This is a genomic window from Pseudomonas sp. NY15181, assembly GCF_048068055.1.
Classification (GTDB): Bacteria; Pseudomonadota; Gammaproteobacteria; order Pseudomonadales; family Pseudomonadaceae; genus Pseudomonas.
In genome coordinates this window covers 53372-69407 of the sequence record NZ_JBLUPT010000006.1, presented here as the reverse complement: position 1 = coordinate 69407, position 16036 = coordinate 53372, and the positions used below count along the sequence as shown (strand labels likewise).

The 16036-nt window shown below is 66.0% G+C and carries 13 protein-coding genes; 6 read left to right on the top strand and 7 right to left on the bottom strand.

What is annotated here, in order from left to right:
* Positions 1–55 precede the first annotated feature (55 nt).
* Together ACNFBT_RS15640 and ACNFBT_RS15635 are read left to right on the top strand one after the other, a co-directional pair.
* Positions 56–271, top strand: a complete 216-nt coding sequence (locus tag ACNFBT_RS15640) for a hypothetical protein (protein WP_416750786.1) — start codon at positions 56–58, stop codon at positions 269–271.
* 130 nt (positions 272–401) lie between these two features.
* Entirely contained in the window at positions 402–569 is a 168-nt protein-coding gene (locus tag ACNFBT_RS15635; protein WP_178119515.1) for a hypothetical protein, read from the top strand.
* 337 nt (positions 570–906) lie between these two features.
* On the opposite strand, the gene ACNFBT_RS15630 is transcribed toward ACNFBT_RS15635, so the two are convergent.
* The 3 genes from ACNFBT_RS15630 to ACNFBT_RS15620 are packed head-to-tail and all read right to left on the bottom strand — an operon-like array spanning position 907 to position 3228.
* The gene (locus tag ACNFBT_RS15630; protein WP_416750784.1) at positions 907–2112 is read right to left on the bottom strand and encodes a CynX/NimT family MFS transporter; all 1206 of its coding nucleotides are present in this window, start codon (positions 2110–2112) and stop codon (positions 907–909) included.
* Positions 2109–2564: a nucleoside deaminase gene (locus ACNFBT_RS15625; protein WP_416750782.1), complete on the bottom strand. Its 456-nt coding sequence runs from the start codon at positions 2562–2564 to the stop codon at positions 2109–2111. Before ACNFBT_RS15625 ends, ACNFBT_RS15630 begins: the two co-directional genes overlap by 4 nt.
* A gap of 28 nt (positions 2565–2592) precedes the next feature.
* Positions 2593–3228, bottom strand: a complete 636-nt coding sequence (locus ACNFBT_RS15620; RefSeq protein ID WP_416750780.1) for an ankyrin repeat domain-containing protein — start codon at positions 3226–3228, stop codon at positions 2593–2595.
* Positions 3229–3406: 178 nt separating this feature from the next.
* Between ACNFBT_RS15620 and ACNFBT_RS15615 the strand changes: the two genes are divergently transcribed.
* A complete protein-coding gene (locus ACNFBT_RS15615; protein WP_416750778.1) occupies positions 3407–4273 on the top strand; it encodes a LysR family transcriptional regulator in 867 nt (288 codons plus the stop codon).
* Here the strand turns inward: ACNFBT_RS15615 and ACNFBT_RS15610 are convergent.
* Together ACNFBT_RS15610 and ACNFBT_RS15605 are read right to left on the bottom strand one after the other, a co-directional pair.
* Positions 4257–6320, bottom strand: coding sequence for a putative bifunctional diguanylate cyclase/phosphodiesterase (locus ACNFBT_RS15610; RefSeq protein WP_416750776.1), 2064 nt, complete (start codon positions 6318–6320; stop codon positions 4257–4259). The genes ACNFBT_RS15615 and ACNFBT_RS15610 overlap by 17 nt on opposite strands.
* Before the next feature lie 86 nt (positions 6321–6406).
* The gene (locus ACNFBT_RS15605) at positions 6407–7468 is read right to left on the bottom strand and encodes a metallophosphoesterase (RefSeq protein WP_416750774.1); all 1062 of its coding nucleotides are present in this window, start codon (positions 7466–7468) and stop codon (positions 6407–6409) included.
* 116 nt (positions 7469–7584) lie between these two features.
* On the opposite strand from ACNFBT_RS15605, the gene ACNFBT_RS15600 reads away from it, so the two are divergent.
* Positions 7585–9021, top strand: a complete 1437-nt coding sequence (locus tag ACNFBT_RS15600; protein WP_416750772.1) for an ArnT family glycosyltransferase — start codon at positions 7585–7587, stop codon at positions 9019–9021.
* An 86-nt stretch (positions 9022–9107) separates the two neighbouring features.
* A complete protein-coding gene (locus tag ACNFBT_RS15595) occupies positions 9108–10196 on the top strand; it encodes an FUSC family protein (RefSeq protein ID WP_416750770.1) in 1089 nt (362 codons plus the stop codon).
* 112 nt (positions 10197–10308) lie between these two features.
* On the opposite strand, the gene ACNFBT_RS15590 is transcribed toward ACNFBT_RS15595, so the two are convergent.
* Positions 10309–11070, bottom strand: a complete 762-nt coding sequence (locus ACNFBT_RS15590) for a 3-oxoacyl-ACP reductase family protein (protein WP_416750768.1) — start codon at positions 11068–11070, stop codon at positions 10309–10311.
* Between the two features lie 121 nt (positions 11071–11191).
* Between ACNFBT_RS15590 and ACNFBT_RS15585 the strand changes: the two genes are divergently transcribed.
* Positions 11192–12115, top strand: coding sequence for a LysR family transcriptional regulator (locus ACNFBT_RS15585; RefSeq protein WP_416750766.1), 924 nt, complete (start codon positions 11192–11194; stop codon positions 12113–12115).
* 1144 nt (positions 12116–13259) lie between these two features.
* On the opposite strand, the gene ACNFBT_RS15580 is transcribed toward ACNFBT_RS15585, so the two are convergent.
* A complete protein-coding gene (locus ACNFBT_RS15580) occupies positions 13260–15635 on the bottom strand; it encodes a type VI secretion system Vgr family protein (RefSeq protein ID WP_416750764.1) in 2376 nt (791 codons plus the stop codon).
* Positions 15636–16036 lie beyond the last annotated feature (401 nt).

Sequence of the window (16036 nt, the reverse complement as noted above, 5' to 3'; positions counted from 1 at the left end):
GCCGAACAGCCCTAGGCCGCAGACTGATAAAAAGAAAAACAGGGAACAGGCCACCATGAGCAACGAACGAAGAGGCGGCAGAAAAAGCTCCTCCTCCCATTCGGACACCGAACTGCGCAAGGTTCTTGCCGGCGTACTTTGCGGTGCAGTGATCCATCCCGGCCTGAGTGACCTGCTCATTCACCTGGGTTACCTCGAACGACGCCCCTGCGGCCTGCACCTGACGCTCAAGGCCTACCGCCTGGTCCGCAGGAAGGCAAAGCAGGCATGAGCGGCATCGCGGCTTGGGCAATCGATGCCAGGCAGCTATCATCCGCCCGCCCGACTCACACGGATCAAGGCAATTCGAGCGGTCGCTGGCCTAAACTTCATCTATCGGAACACTGCGACAAGGACACGCCATGGACTCCATCCTCGTCACCATCGCCATCATCGTCTTCGGCATGTTCATGCTGGGGATCGGTTTCACCATCCGCGAACGGGGCGTTGGCGTACTGCTGATGTGGATCGGCGTGCTGAGCATGCTGTCGGTCATCACCTACCGGATCTACCTGGCAACATCGGTGTAGCAGCGGGCGACGGCCCGATCCGCGATGTGCGCATGGACCAATTGCGATACTGGTCCGTTTCTCGCTCCCCCCATTCCCGTAGGAGCAACTGTCTACTTCCGGACAGCCTGTGCCTGCACTTTCCCCCTCACCCCAGCCCTCTCCCTCAGGGAGAGGGAGCTGTCCATGCCGGCTGAAACCGAGATTTCCTCCTGCACCGAACGGTCCCCTCTCCCCCTGGGAGAGGGTTAGGGTGAGGGCCGCCCCGAGCACAGATGTATCCCGCCGGTGCAACGAGGACGCCCAGCCTTTGTCCGCGCAAGACGCCCACCGGGCGCCCTGGCAACCAGCGGATCGCTTACCTGCCCATCGCCCGCGCATACCCCTTGGGCGAGAAACGCAGCGTCACCCCCAGCATCGCCACCACCGACACCGCCAGCAGTATCCAGGACGCCTGGAAGGTGCCGGTGCTGTCGCGCAGAGCGCCGGTCACGTAGGGAATGATGCCGGTGACGATGAAGCCGATGCCCTGCACAAAGGCCGCCAGGCGCCCTGCCGCACCCGGGTCGGACAGATGGTCGAGGGTCAGCGTCAGGCTCAGGGCGAAACAGGAGCCCAGGCCGTAGCCGATCAACGCCACCCAGAGGCCGGAGAGGTGCAGCGGCGATACGATCAGCCCGACGAAGCCGGCAAGCTGGATCAGCAGGCACAGGCTCAGCCAGCCGCGACGGTCCGAGGAGCCGCGGCTCAGCAACGGAATGGTCAGCGCGGCGATCACCTGGAAGATAGTCATCAGGCCGATCAGCCCGCCACTGGCCTGAGCGCTCCAGCCCAACTGGCGGTAATACACCGGCAGCCAGGCGACCATGCTGGTGTAGCCGCCGTTGATGACCCCGAAATACAGCGCCAGCAGCCAGGCGCGACGGCTGCCGAAATAGTGCTGCACCGCCTGCCGCGGCGGCGTGGCCAGCGGCGTCTCGCGCGGGCGTGCGACCGCCCACAGCAACAACCCGACCACTGCCAGCAGCAGCCAGGCGCCGAGGCCATCCTGCCAGCGGTGGAAATGCTCCGACACCACCGGTGCCAGCACCGCGGCGCTGCCGCCGCCGGCCATCAGCGAGGCCGAATACAGCCCCATGGCCGACGGCACCTTGTGCGGGAACCAGCGCTTGATCACCCCTGGCACGAACGCCTGGATGATCGCCACCCCGGTGCCGGCCAGCACGGCGCTGGCGATCAGGGCCATGCCACTGTCCAGCAGCAGGCGCCAGAAACAGGCGGCGCCGATGGCCAGCAGGCCAGCGACCACGCCTCGGCTTTCCCCCAGGCGCGGGCCGACCCAGGGCAAGGCCAGGGCGAACAGGCCCATGCACAGGACCGGCAGAACAGTGAGCATCGAGGCGCCCTGGAAACCCAGGCCGGTGGCGTCACGGATATCGGTGAGCAAGGGGCCGATGGAGGTGAGGATCGGTCGCAGGTTGATACCCAACGCGACGATCACCAGCAGGCCGACCCAGCTGGCGCGGGTCGTTTCTCCCGCCGCTACGGCGATGCTGCGGCTCATTTGCCGTGCGCCTGCCAGCGCACATAGAGCCCCTCTTCCCCGGCCGGCCGCAATGGCCGCAGCGGCAGCGTCTGCTGCTGCGGCGGCAGGGTCATCTGCTGGTAGACGCGGGCGGTGGACAGGCCGAACGGCTCGCCCTCATCGTTCGAATAGGCGAAGTACGCCGCCTCGACGCCGCACAGGTGCATGGCCGCCAGGCACATCGGGCACGGGTGGCCGCTGGCGTAGATCACGCAGCCCTCCAGGCGCGGCGTACCGAGCACGGAGGCGGCACGGCGGAGGGTCAGCAGCTCGGCATGGGCGGTCGGATCGCAGTCCAGGTGAATGGAATTGGCGGCACGGGCGATCACCTGGCCGTCCTTGACCAGCACGGCGCCGAACGGGCGGCCGCCGGCCTCGATATTGTCGCGGGCCAGTTGCAGGGCCTCGCGCATGAAGTTTTCGTGTTGCATGGCAGTTCTCTTCAAAATCGGCATGGGCTCAATGCGCGCCGGCGGCTTCCAGCATCCTGGCGATGGTGGTCTGGTTGCGCTGGCGGGCGTGTTGCAGCGGCGTGATGCCGTCGTTGTCGGCCAGGTTCAGGTTCGCCCCGGCGTTGATCAGTCGTTGCACGATGGCCTGGTGGCGCGGGCCGCCATCGCTGAGCAGGATGGCTTCGAGCAGCCCGGTCCAGCCGAGCTTGTTCACATGGTCCGGATCGACGCCCGCGCGCAGCAGGGTGTCCACCACCTCCACATGGCCGCGCTCGCAGGCCGGGATCAGCGCGGTGCCGCCATAGCGGTTGGTGCTGCGCAGGTCTGCCCCGTGGGCAAGGGTCAGCTTGAGGATTTCCAGACGCCCCGCTGCCCCGGCCAGCAGGTAGGCGCTGTCGTGGATGTGGTTCTGCCGATTGACGTCGGCGCCGGAAGCGATCAGCAGGCCGGCGACGCCCACGCGGTCCCGGGCGGTGGCCAGGAGCAGCGGCGTGTTGCCCTGGCCGTCGGTGACATCCACCGGCACGCCACGCTTGAGCAGCGCCGCCACCTCCTCCTCGCGCCCGGCGCTGGCGGCGACCAGCAGGGCCTCCACCGCCGCGCGGCTGTGCACGTCCTCGGTCTGGATGGTCGGCGTGTCCATTGGCGCTCCTCTGTCGGCTGTCGTGCCCGGAGGCTGTCGGGCTGACGACGCCCGGCGCGGTGCAGCCCGTGGCAGGCGCGGCGAAGCGGCAACAGCCTCGAAAACAATGCCGCTAGTATGACGAAGGGGCATTCTATGTTGAAATTAAATAGAAACATGCCATTCAGTGGAAAACGAAATGCTAGACCCCAACCTCCTGCGCAGCTTCGTGATGGTGGTGGATGCCGGCAACTTCACCCGCGCCGCCGAGCTGCTGCACCTGACCCAATCCACCGTCAGCCAGCAGATCCTGCGGCTGGAGCAGAGCCTGGACTGCCGCCTGCTGGACCGCAGCCAGCGCCAGGTGCTGCCCACCGAACAGGGTGAACGCCTGCTCGGCTACGCCCGGCGCATCCTCCAGCTGGGCGGCGAAGCCCGCGAGGCGCTGAGCAGCGAGCACAGCGAAGGCGTGTTACGCCTGGGGATGCCCGAGGACTTCGCCGGGGAGCGCATGATGCCGCTGCTGGCGGCCTTCAGCGCGGAGCGTCCGCGCCTGCGCCTGGAAGTCTCCAGCGGCCTCAGCCAGGAATTGTTGCGCCAGTACCGCAGCGGCGAGCTGGACCTGGCGCTGGTCAAGCAATGGGGCGCCGACAGCGACTGCCTGGCGCACTGGCCGGAACCGCTGGCCTGGCTGGACAGCGCCGACAACCCTGCCGCCGCCCGCGATCCGTTGCCGCTGGTGGTGTTCCCGCTCGGCGCGCTGTATCGCCAGGAGATGATCCACGCCCTGGAAGCCAGCGGGCGGCGCTGGCGCATCAGCTACAGCAGCGGCAGCCTGGCCAGCCTGTCGGCGGCGGTGGCCGCGGGAATGGGCGTGAGCCTGTTGCCGTTGCGCGGCCGTCATGCCGGTCATCGACTGCTGGACGCCGCGCAGGGCTTCGCCCCGATCGACGGGTTGGAGCTGGCGCTCTACGCCCGCCCCGAGCTGGGCAGCGCCGGGCGCAGCCTGTGCGAGCAGTTGCGCAACCTGTGTGCGCAGCTCGCCGAGGTCACGCCGTCGCGCTGATGTGATCGATGAACTGCTCGGCGGGCACCGGCTTGCCGAACAGGAAGCCTTGCAGCGAATCGCAGCCCAGGCGGGTGAGGAAGTCCTGCTGGCGCGGCGTTTCCACCCCTTCGGCGACGATCCGCAACTCCAGCGCCTGGCCCAGGGCGACGATGGCCGAGACGATCGCCGCGTCGTCGCTGTCCTGCTCCAGGTCGCGGACGAAGCCGCCATCGATCTTCAACTCGTTGGCCGGCAGGCGCTTCAAGTACAGCAGGCTGGAATAGCCGGTGCCGAAATCGTCGATGGACAGGTCCACCCCCATCTCCGCCAGGCGCCCGAGGATTTCCAGGCTCGCATCGGCGTCGCGCATCGCCGTGGTCTCGGTGATTTCCAGGGTCAGGCAGTTGGCCGGCAGCTGGTAGCGGTTCAGCGCGCCGGCCACCGAGTCCACCAGCCCGGCGTGGCAGAACTGCAGCGCCGAGAGGTTCACCGCCACACGCCAGTCGCGGTAGCCCTGCGCATACCACAGGCTCATCTGCCGGCAGGCCTCGTCCAGCACCCAGTCGCCGATGGAGATGATCAGGCCGGTACGCTCCGCCAGGGCGATGAAGGTATCGGGCATCAGCAGGCCGCGCTGCGGGTGCAGCCAGCGCAGCAGCGCCTCGGCGCCGACCGGCTCGCCGCTGGCGGCGAACTTGGGCTGGTAATGCAGGACGAACTCGCGCCGCGCCAGAGCCGCGCGCAGGTCGTGGACCAGTTGCAGGTGGTTGCGGGCATTGGTGTTCATCGACTGCTCGAAGAAGCTGTAGCCGTTCTTGCCGTTGCCCTTGGCGTGGTACATCGCGGCGTCGGCGTTGCGCAGCAGCTCCTGCTGGGTGGCGCCATCACCGGGATACAGCGCGATGCCGATGCTGGCGGCGATGCGCAGCTCCTGGCCGGAGACCTGGAACGGCTGCGCCAGCAGGCTGACCTGCTGGCTGGCGATGGTCATGGCGTCTTCCAGCTCGGCGAGGGACACCAGCAGGACGAACTCGTCGCCGCCGATGCGCGCCACCGTGTCCTCGCTGCGCAGGTTGTTGCGCAGGCGACTGGCGACATCCTTGAGCAACAGGTCGCCGACATGATGACCGAAGGCATCGTTGACCGGCTTGAAGCCGTCAAGATCAAGGAACATCAGCGCAAAATGCCCGCCGTTACGCTGCACCTTGCTGATCATTTGCTCGATGCGATCCTCCAGCAACACACGGTTGGGCAGGCGCGTCAGGTTGTCGTGCAGGGCCAGTTGGGTGAGTTCCTGGTTGGCCCGCGCCAGCGACGAGCTGAGCAGCGCGGTGCGCGACTCCAGGCGCGCGTCGAGCACCGAGGTCAGCAGGGCGATACCGATCACCGCCAGGGTGACGACGATGATCAGCACCGCCATCCAGTCATTGCCCAGCCCGCTGGGCGCCGCGCCGCAGAAACTGCCTTCGGGGAAGCGCGCCGCGGCCATGCCGGTGTAGTGCATGCCGACGATCGCCACGCCCATCACCAACGCCGCGCCGCCGCGCACCAGGCGCACGTAGGGCGTGTTGCGACGCAGGCGGAAGGCGATGTACAGCGCCGCCCCCGAGGCGAGCACGGCGATCAGCAGCGACAGGCCGAACCACAACGGGTCGTAGTCGATGCCCGGCTGCATGAGCATCGCCGACATCCCCAGGTAGTGCATGCAGCTGATCCCGGCGCCCATCGCCAGGGCGCCGATTACCAGTTGCCACGGCGGCAGGCTCTCCTGGCTGACCAGCGCCAGGGCGAACCCGGAACTGATCACCGCAATGGCCAGTGACAGCAGCGTGAGCGGCATGTCGTAACCCAGAGCAATGGGCAGGCTGAAGGCAAGCATGCCGATGAAGTGCATCGACCAGATGCCGATGCCCATCGCCACCCCGCCGCCAGCGATCCACAGCAGCGTCGGCCAGCCCCTGGCGGTGGCGATCCGGCCGGCGAGGTCGAGAGCGGTGTAGGACGCCAGGATCGCCACGCAGAGCGAGATCAAGACCAGGGAGGGATCGTAACTACCAGTCAGCATGGGGGCTCTCGAGGCGCGCAGGAAAGGATCGCGCAAAAGGCCCGGATTTTAGCGAAATCCCTGGTGGCACAACACTGGCAAGCGAGTCAGTTCGTCGCTATTTGGGTCGCGTCGTCCCGGTGCAGGCAACCTTGCGCCATCCACGGGCAGGCCCGTGCCCAAAGGAAACGCTGCTCCTGGCGCCCGTCCGCGTCGTAGTAAGCCAGTTGCAGCCGCTCCGGGGTGAAGGCCAGGCGGGCGAACCCCGGACTGGCTAGAGCGAACGGCACGTCATCGGTCGGCGCCGCGGGTTTGAAGGTATCGATGGTCTGTCCACCGCCGCCGGAAATCAGCCAGGCCGGCTCACCAGGGTGCACCAGCACCTGCTGATTGTGCTCATGGCCCGACAGGTAGATGTCCACCCCGCTGCGCTGCATGGAGGGCAACAGCTGGGCCAGCAGTTCCTGGTCCTCGCCGTGCTTGCCGCCGCCGCTGCGGATCGCATGGTGCGCCACCACCATCTTCCACATCGGCGCCGGGCCGCCCTTGGCGAAGGCCGCCTCCAGGAAGTCCGCCTGGCGCAGGCGGCCGGCGGCGTCCTGGGAGGTGTCGAGGAAGACTACGCGCAACAGCGGACGGCCCTCGACTTCGCCGAAATCACGCACATAGAAGGGATCGGGCATCTGGAAGCGGCCGGAGCCCGCGCCCTTGCGCCCGTAGTCCAGTTCGACGGCGGCGGAATTCGGGTAATCGTGGTTGCCCAGCACTGCATAGAAGGGAACGTGGCTCAGCCAGTTGCCGTGATAGACACGCTCGAACTTCAGCTGCCAGGCAGCATCACCGGTCCCGGTCAGCGGCTTGCCGTAGAAGTTGTCGCCCAGCAGCAGCACCATGTTCAGCCCGCCCTCGCTTTCCGCGACCCGCTCCATGCCCCGCGCTACTCGCCATTGCTGGAGGTTGCCGCTGCCCTGGTCGCCCAGCGCCAGCAGGGTGACCTGCGAGGCCGGCTGGCCGGCCAGCGGGGTATAAGGCGACGGCGGAACCATCACCAGATAACCCACCAGGCAACCCGCCACCACCAGCAACGCGGCGAAGGTCAGCAGCAGGCTGCGCAGAAGACGTCGGCGCGGTGAGGGAGAAGCAGTGGAGCTCAGCGGGCGGGTGGACATGGTGAATCCCTGGGACATGTCGGTTGTGCGTCAAAGTGAAGCACCCTGTAGGTTAATTCTGTGTTAAGGCGCCATCGCCTATATCTGGCGACATAGCGAACCACGCCGGATACACCATGCCCTCCTACCGCCACCTCGCCCTGCTGCTCCTGCTGGGCGGCCTGCTGTTCTTCACCGCGCTGGGCAATCACCAGTTGCAGGGCTCCACCGAACCCCGGGTAGCCGGCATCGCGATGGAGATGTACCTCGACCATGACTGGGTGACGCCCCGCCTGAACGGCCTGCCCTTCCTGGAAAAGCCGCCGCTCAGCCTGTGGTTGGACGTCACCGCCATGCGCCTGCTCGGCCCGACCGCGCTGGCCGCACGCCTGGCCTCGGCGTTCGCCGGGCTGTGCTGCGTCCTGCTGCTCTACGGCACGCTCAGGCGCATCGGGCGGCCGCCGCTGCTGGCACTGTTCGCCGCGCTGATGCTGATGACCCTGGCGAGCTTCTGGAGCAACGCCCGCCAGGTGGGTGAAGACGCCCTGCTCGCCCTCGGCGTGACGCTGGCGCTGCTGTCCTTCCTGCAGGTCTGGCTGCAGTCGCCGGGCCGGCCGGGCCACTGGCTGACCTTCACCCTCGGCATCACGCTCGCCACCCTGAGCAAAGGTGTGCTGGGCCTGGCGCTGCCGGGCGTGGTGATCTTCGCCTGCCTGCTCTGGGACACCGTCACCCAAAGGCGCCTGGAGATTTCCGCCTGGGTCCGGCCGGCGCTCTGGACGGTGCTGGGCCTGGTCCCGCTGCTCATCTGGCTGATGTTCCTGTACCGCGACGGCGGCATCACCGCCCTGCAGGAAATCCTCTGGACCAACAGCGTCGGGCGCTTCAACGGCTCGTTCAGCGAAGCCGGCCACTTCGAGCCCTTCTACTACTACCTGGTCCGCCTGCCGCAGGCCTTCCTGCCGTGGAACCTGCTGCTCTACCTGGGGCTCTGGCACTTCCGCAAACGCCTGGCGAGCGATCGCTACCTGCTGTTCTTCTGCCTCTGGCTGGCAGCGCAGTTCACCCTGCTGACGTTCGCCTCCAGCAAACGCATGGTCTACCTGATGTCGCTCGCCCCGGCGGCGGCGGTGATCGGCGCCGAGTACGGCCGCGAACTGCTGCAGCGCTGGCGGGCCCGTCATGCCCAGGGGGACCGCCAAGCGCGCGGCCTGCTGCTCGCCCTGATGCTGCTGGTACCTGGCTTCTACCTGGGCTACGCGCTGTGGATCGAACCGCGCGCGGACCAGCAGGAATCCTTCCTGCCACTGACCCAGGAGATTCGCCAGCAGCAGGAGGCGGGCCGGCAGGTCACGCTGTTCCAGCCCAGCGAACGCCTGGCCGGCGCCGCCGTGTTCTACAGCCGCAGCCGTCTGCCGGCGCTGGACACCCACGAGCAACTGATGGCGCAGCTCACCCAGCCCGGCGGGCACGTCGCCCTGCTGGAAAGCCTGGAAACGCCACAGCCGCCGCTGAGCGTGCTGCAGCATTTCCGGGTCGGCCAGCGCGACTACTACTTCGTCGACCACGAGTGAGCCGGCATTGACCTGCCACCGCTCCGACGCCGGCGGGACCGGCTAACCTTGCCATATCGCCATTGCCCGCACAGGAGCCGCTTCCCTTGGCGAAGCCCCCGTCGATCCTCAGCCTGCCCTTCCGCCGCCTGGCCAACCCCTACAGCCGCTACCGCTACGCCGCCTGGATCCACTGCATCCGGGTCGGCCTGGCGCTACTGGCGTCGATGCTGCTGACCAACGCGCTGCAGCTGCCCCACGGCCTGTGGTCCTCGGTGACGGTGCTGGTGGTGATGGGCGGGCTGGTGCACCAGGGCACCATTCGCGGCAAGTCCTACGAGCGGATCGTCGGCACCCTGGTCGGCGCGGTGCTGGGGCTGTGCGTGATCGCCGTCTACGACCAGACCCGCTCCCAGCTCCTGGCCTACCTGCTGATGTCGGTGTTCGGCGCCGCCTCGGCGTTCTTCGCCATCCGCCGCCCCGGCTACGTGGCGCTGCTCGCGGGGATTACCCTGTGCATCGTCGCGGGCCCCGGGGAAACCGGCTTCACCGAAGGCCTGTGGCGCTCGGCCAACGTGCTGATCGGGGTCGCCATCGCCCTGCTCTTCTCGCAGATCTATCCGCTGCGGGCGGTCTACGTCTGGCGCTACCTGCTCTCGGACAACCTGCGGGCCTGCGCGCGGATGTATGGGCAACTGTCGTCCAACCACGACTTCACCGCGGAGCATTTCGCCCGCCAGCTGGAGGAGCTGGACCACCGTCTGGTGGCCTCCCGCGCCCACCTGGGGCCGGTGGCTCGGGAGACCGGGATGCCGCTGCGCGACCTGGAGATCATCCAGCGCATTCACCGCGCCGTGATGGGCACCCTCGAATCGCTGATCGCCTCGCGCCAGTTCGCCGCCCAGGCCGGCGAGATCGAACCGGTGCCGGCGAGCCTGGACAGCCACCGGCAACTGATCGGCCGCCTGCTGCTGCAATCGGCCCATGCCCTGAAGTTCAGCCGCACCAGCAAACTGGTGCAGGCCTGCCAGGGCCTGGAGAACCTCCCCGCGCGCCCCCTCAACCTCACCGACTCCTTCGAGAAGCAGGGCTTCTACTGGCTGACGCTGCGCCTGTACGAACAGGTGGAGATGCTCTCGGAGAAACTCGCCGCCACGGCCGTGCACTGGAACATCCAGAGTAGAGATAGAGCTTGATTGCGCGAGCTAGAGCAGAACAAGGCGAAAAATGCCACGGGCGCGGAGTTTGCAGATTGCAAATGAGCAGCCCGGGGCATTTTTCAACGCAGTTATGCCGACGCGCAGCCAATCAAGCCGCGAAACCGCCGTCGATGGTCAGGCTGGCGCCCGTGATATAGCCCGCTTCCGGGCCCGCCAGGTAAGCGACGAAGGCAGCGACTTCTTCCGCGCGGCCATAACGGCCGACCGCCATCAGGCCCATCAGGGATTCCGCGAAGTCGCTGTCAGCCGGGTTCATGTCGGTGTCCACCGGGCCGGGCTGCACGTTGTTCACGGTGATGCCGCGCGGGCCGAGGTCACGGGCGAGGCCCTTGGTCAGGCCGACGATCGCCGACTTGCTCATGGCATACACGGCGCCACCGCCGAAGGGCATGCGATCGGCGTTGGTGCTGCCGATGGTGATGATCCGGCCGCCCTCGCCCATGTGCCGCGCGGCGGCCTGGGTGGCGACGAAGACGCTACGTACGTTCACCGCCAGGGTGCGGTCGAAGTCGTCCAGGTTGAACTCTTCCAGCGGGGCGATGGCCAGCACGCCGGCGTTGTTCACCAGGATGTCGATACGGCCGAAACGCTGGGCGGCGCTGTCGATGGCGGCCTGCACGGAGGCGGCGTCGCCGCTGTCGGCCTTGATCGCCAGGGCGCGACCGCCGGTGGCTTCGATGCTGGCGGCAAGGTCCTCGGCCTTCTGTGCCGAGCTGACGTAGGTGAAGGCGACGCTGGCGCCTTCATTGGCCAGGCGCTGCACGATGGCGGCGCCGATGCCACGGGAACCGCCTTGCACGAATGCGACTTTGCCGATGAGGGATGCGCGGGTGGATTGCGTGGTGGTCATGGTGTGTCTCCAGGAAGTAGTGGGGAATCAGTTCGACGGGGCCAGTTTCCCCTTCGGACTCATTACTCGGTAGCCAGTAATCGCTATATTCAGTCGATACCAAACATCCGGAATACCACCCATGGAAAGCCTGATCAGTATCGAGTGCTTCGTGCGCAGCGCCGAAGCCGGCAGTTTCGCCGCCGCCGCGCGGCGCCTGGGGCTGACACCGGCGGCGGTGAGCAAGAACGTCGCCCGGCTGGAGAACAACCTGGGCGTGCGGCTGTTCCAGCGTAGTACCCGCAGCCTGACCCTGACCGAAGCCGGTGAACGATTTCTCGATGAAGCCAGCGGCGGCCTCGCCAGCCTGCAGAGCGCCATCGCCAACCTGGCCAGCGCCGACGGCCAGCCCAGCGGCGTGCTGAAAGTGAGCATGGGGCTGGTGTTCGGCCGCGACTACATCCTGCCATTGCTGCCGGACTTCCTCGGGCGCTACCCGTCGATCCGCCCGGACTGGCACTTCGACAACCGCCAGGTGGACCTGATCGCCGAAGGCTTCGACGCAGCCATCGGCGGCGGCTTCGAGCTGCCGCCGGGGGTCGTGGCGCGCAAGCTGTCGCCGGCGCACCTGGTGCTGCTGGCCTCGCCGGAATACCTCGACGCCCATCCGCCGATCCGTTATCCGAGCGACCTGCCCAGCCACGACGGCATCCGCATCCGCTCGCCGCAGACCGGCCGGGTGCGCCCCTGGCCGCTGGTCAACCGCCAGCACGCCCAGGCGCCCATCGCCCTGAAGGAACGCATGACCCTGAGCGACCCGGAAGCGGCCTGCTTCGCCGCCCTCAAGGGGCTGGGCATCACCCTGGTCAGCATGCAGCACGCATTGCCGTACCTGGACGATGGCAGGCTGGTCCGGGTGCTGCCGGAGTGGTACGTGGATGCCGGCAACACCGCCATCTACTACGCCGCGCAAAAGCTCCTGCCAGCCAAGACCCGCGTCTTTGTCGAGTATGTAGTCGAGCACTTTCGCGAGAGCGGGCTGGGGCAGCGGTTTTCGGCGATCTGAGGCGGCAGGACTCCACTTGGCGTTGGCGTATAACGTTCGACGTTATACGCCGTTTGAGCGTGACATCCGGGCGCTCCGTAGTTGGTTCGAAGTACATGCCAGAGGGCACTCCGGGCTCAACAGATGCTCTGGCCGGAACATCGGTGAAGCGGCGTATAACTGCAAACGGCTATACGCCCTACGGTTTGATGCCTGCCGGATACGAAAAGCCCCGAACTTGTCGGGACTTTTTCATTGGCGTGTCCCGCTCACTCTCTGAACACATGAGCCTGATATCGCCTCCAGGCAGCCGAACCTACTTTTGTATGGCTCATGTGAGCGCAGGTCGGACACCAGGTACCTGCCCGAACATTGGCGAAAGTCGCGCGCCAGGTATGCCCACAGACACATAGCCAGACATAGTGAGTGGAGTTCATGTGGTATTTCGTTGATAAGCACTGACCTCCATGGGCTGCGGCGGCCTGCCGCATATCCTCGAGCGTCAGCCTTATGCTCAGGCTATGGCATTTGCGGCACCAATTCTCGCCCCTCAAGATACGTGCCCCATTGGCCGCCCATATATGTCCATTGGCGCAGCGAAACCGGTACTTGTGGTTCACTCCGATGAATTCCGACGCCAGGCACTCACCGCCCTGACGTTTCGCCGCAGCCTGCAAGCGTTGCAAGCCGTCGATATCGAGGCGCTTCCGGGTTGTTTCCGACAAGGAGCAGTGAGGGCAGCCAGCATTTCTCAAGGCGAACGGATACGTACGCAACCATTCATGGTTCGGGTCGCGCAGACAGCGAAAGCGATACTTCTTCCCCACCCCCGCCCACGGGCTTTCCAGGTCTAGGCATTGACTGCCATCTTGCGCCGCTCGCTGCTCCAACCGTCGCATTCTTTCGTCAGCACGGCAGGCATGGCAGCCGTACAACTCCCGTAGACTTATCGCGGGACAAGTAAGGATATGCCCCTGCCGACAACGGAAGCGATACGCTGTATGCACTGTCCGCCACTGCGTATCCAGACAGGTAAATTGCAATCGAGCCAATTCGCGCTGGACGGACGGCGGACAAGAAAGACCCTCCTTCTGCGCCCTGAGCTTCAGGCGCTCAGCATGGTGATTCCGCTCCTTGGTTGGTATTGCCTGTGCGATGGCAGAGGTCAGCCGGAGTAGCCCGTCATCTGCTGGTATTTGTTCTCGTGTTGGGTGAGTTGCGGCAGTTCGGGAGTCGCCAAGGGCTGCTTGGCCGGCCCCTGGAAATCGAAGTGCGCGGACTTGATCAGGTAGTCGCCCTGGGTGCCGGACTCGATGCAGTAGGGGTCGAGGGTGATGTAGGTGCCGCCGGCATTGAGGACGATCTTCTTCCTGGCGGTGATGTGGATTTCGTCCTCGGTGCTGACGATGTCCAACGCCTGGCGCGCCAGCAGTTCCATGCGGTCGTTCTGTGCCTGAATCTGTACCGCGCCCTGGTTGGCGATGAGCTTCATGCCGAGCTTGCGCACGAACAGGCTCAGCCCTTCACCCACGCCGATGAACAGGCGTTTCACCACGCTCATGTCGGCATTACTGCCGGCGTTGAATATCAGGTTGCGCTGCGCCGCCAGTTGCAGGTGGTTGCCGCTGGTGAGGGCGATGCCCTTGGGCGCACTGAGCAGGAGGACGGAGGATTTCAGCTGCTCCAGGTCCTGCTTGAGCAGGTCGAGTTGCGCCTGTACCTGGGCCGGATCGGCCTTGGCGGTCTCGGCATCGGTGGAGAGCTTCTGCATCTCGTCGCCGGCCTGTTCGAGGCGGGCGACAGCTTCCTGCATGGCCAGCACCTGGCCTTGGGCGCGTGGCTGCTCATCAGCGGAAATGAACACGCCCTTGCCGCTGCGGATGGCGCCCCAGCCATCGGTGCGCAGCTCAAAGCCTTCGCCACGTTTCTGCCGCTGCGCATCCACCAGATGCCCGAGGTTGAGCTGGCTCTTGCCGCTGTGTTCGGTGCTGAGCTTGATGTGTTCCTCGCCGCGCCGGTCTTCCATGCGCAGCTTGTTGTTGCTGGGCGTGCGCAGGACGTTGCGCTGGTAGTTTTTCAGGGTGACGTGGTCGGGGTGCTGGCTGTCGTGGAGAGTCGCAGCGATGTAGGGCTTGTCGATCTGGCCCTCGAAAAAGGCCACGGCCACTTCGGTGCCCTGGATCAGCGGGAAGTGCAGGCCGTAGGTTTCCCCGGCGTAGGGCCGGGCCAGGCGCAGCCACATGCTTTCCTGGCCGGCGGGCCAGGTGTCCCTATCAAATAAGAAATTAACTTTGTAGCGGCCTTCAATGTCGATGTGGCCATAGAGGTCGTTGGGCTGCGGGCTGGTGACGCGGGCGGGGATGGTGCCGGCGATGATCGGCTTGGGCAGCAGCGGTGGACGGAAGCAGACGGCTTCCGAGTAGGGGATGGCGTCGAAAGTCGCCTCGAAGCTGCGATCCCGTGCGGCGGTGGTGCGCAGGTGGGAGATCACCGCGCCGGGGCGGAAGGCCTCCGGTGCGCCGCCATCAATCTTGAGCACCTGACCGGGGGCCAGGGCGGCGCTGCTGGTGTGGCCGCTGAGGCGGGTGTGGTCGTTGAGGTAGCGCTCGTGGCGCAGGCGGGCATAGAAGTAGCCGGACTCGCTTTGCAGGTCTTCGGCCTGGTCGATGGCGTCGCCCAGTACCGTGTAGGGCTCGGCGTAGTGAAAGGCCTCGCCGTAGGTGGTCGGGTCGCCGCGGGTCTGGTCGACTTCGCCTTCCAGGTAGGCGCCGGCATCACGGTAGTGGTAGGCGCGGATATGGAGGTTCTTTTCCACCACGCCGTGGTGGGATTGCAGTTGCCAGACGGCATCCTGCCCGCTGCTGCTGGTGCCCGACTGCGGGCGCAGCGGCAGGATGACGTCGAACTGGTAGTTGCGCTGGTCGTCGTGGAACTCAACCACGTCGATGTTCAGGCGCTCGTCGGCGGTGAAGCGGTACCAGATGCCGATGTCGGCGAGCAGGCGCTGGATGAAAGCCAGGTCGCTTTCGCCGTACTGCATCACCTGTTCGCGCTTGGGGTATTCGCGCTTGAGGTCAAAAAAGAAGTCCTGGCCTTCGAAGTCGTGCCGGCTGCGCAGGATGCCTTCGACGATTTCCGGCACCGACTGGTGCTGGTAGATGCGGTATTGCCGGCCGCGCCCGAGCAGCGCCAGGCGCGGTTGCAGGGTCACCTCGTAGCGGGCTTCGTCGTTGGAACCGGCGAGGCGGCGGAAGTGGGTGACCACGCCGTGCAAGGTGCGCAACGGTTTGGTCGGTGGCACCTGCATGCCGATGAAGGGCACCGGCGTGGGCGGTGGGCAGAGGCTGAAGCGGGCGTCCTGGCCAAGCAGTTGGTCGGCGGGGATGTCCTTCTGCGTCGAGGTGAATTCAATGCGGTAGTCGAACGGTTGGCTCAGCGCCTCCTCGCCGACGAAGGCGAGCACGTCGAGCGGGGCGTCGAGGTTGCGCACCCAGAGCGTGTGGCGGCTGTGGTCGAAGAAGGGGCGGATTTCATTGAGCATCGCCGACCTCCTTGTCCCCTGGCTTGGCCCGGAACATGCCAACGATGCGATTTACAGAAGCGACAAACGAGGCTGGAGCGTTGTACATGGCGATGCATCCCTGTAGTACGCGATATGCAGAACAGAATGCGCACCATGGGCGATACCAATACTCAGGAACCACTCCCTCAAGCGTGAAAAGAAATTTTCCTACCCCATCTACGGATTTGAAGCACTTGCCCTGACAGAAATAGGCTTCACCCTACCTTCTGCCCGCTCGAAAACTCCGGCGCGAAATGGGGAATCTTCGACATTGGTCGTCCAATCGCGATTTCAGATGCAATCGCGCAGTAGAAGTCGGCCGGCCACGTAAGCGATTGCAGGCCTCATGAACGAAAAAGCCCCGCACTGGCGGGGCTTTT

Bases quoted from the DNA above. Each gene is read 5' to 3' on its own strand.
- ACNFBT_RS15585 (WP_416750766.1), top strand. From the start codon at position 11,192: ATGGAAAGCCTGATCAGTATCGAGTGCTTCGTGCGCAGCGCCGAAGCC.
- ACNFBT_RS15580 (WP_416750764.1), bottom strand. From the start codon at position 15,635: ATGCTCAATGAAATCCGCCCCTTCTTCGACCACAGCCGCCACACGCTC.
- ACNFBT_RS15630 (WP_416750784.1), bottom strand. From the start codon at position 2,112: ATGAGCCGCAGCATCGCCGTAGCGGCGGGAGAAACGACCCGCGCCAGC.
- ACNFBT_RS15615 (WP_416750778.1), top strand. From the start codon at position 3,407: ATGCTAGACCCCAACCTCCTGCGCAGCTTCGTGATGGTGGTGGATGCC.
- ACNFBT_RS15640 (WP_416750786.1), top strand. From the start codon at position 56: ATGAGCAACGAACGAAGAGGCGGCAGAAAAAGCTCCTCCTCCCATTCG.
- ACNFBT_RS15605 (WP_416750774.1), bottom strand. From the start codon at position 7,468: ATGTCCACCCGCCCGCTGAGCTCCACTGCTTCTCCCTCACCGCGCCGA.
- ACNFBT_RS15625 (WP_416750782.1), bottom strand. From the start codon at position 2,564: ATGCAACACGAAAACTTCATGCGCGAGGCCCTGCAACTGGCCCGCGAC.
- ACNFBT_RS15600 (WP_416750772.1), top strand. From the start codon at position 7,585: ATGCCCTCCTACCGCCACCTCGCCCTGCTGCTCCTGCTGGGCGGCCTG.
- ACNFBT_RS15590 (WP_416750768.1), bottom strand. From the start codon at position 11,070: ATGACCACCACGCAATCCACCCGCGCATCCCTCATCGGCAAAGTCGCA.
- ACNFBT_RS15635 (WP_178119515.1), top strand. From the start codon at position 402: ATGGACTCCATCCTCGTCACCATCGCCATCATCGTCTTCGGCATGTTC.
- ACNFBT_RS15620 (WP_416750780.1), bottom strand. From the start codon at position 3,228: ATGGACACGCCGACCATCCAGACCGAGGACGTGCACAGCCGCGCGGCG.
- ACNFBT_RS15610 (WP_416750776.1), bottom strand. From the start codon at position 6,320: ATGCTGACTGGTAGTTACGATCCCTCCCTGGTCTTGATCTCGCTCTGC.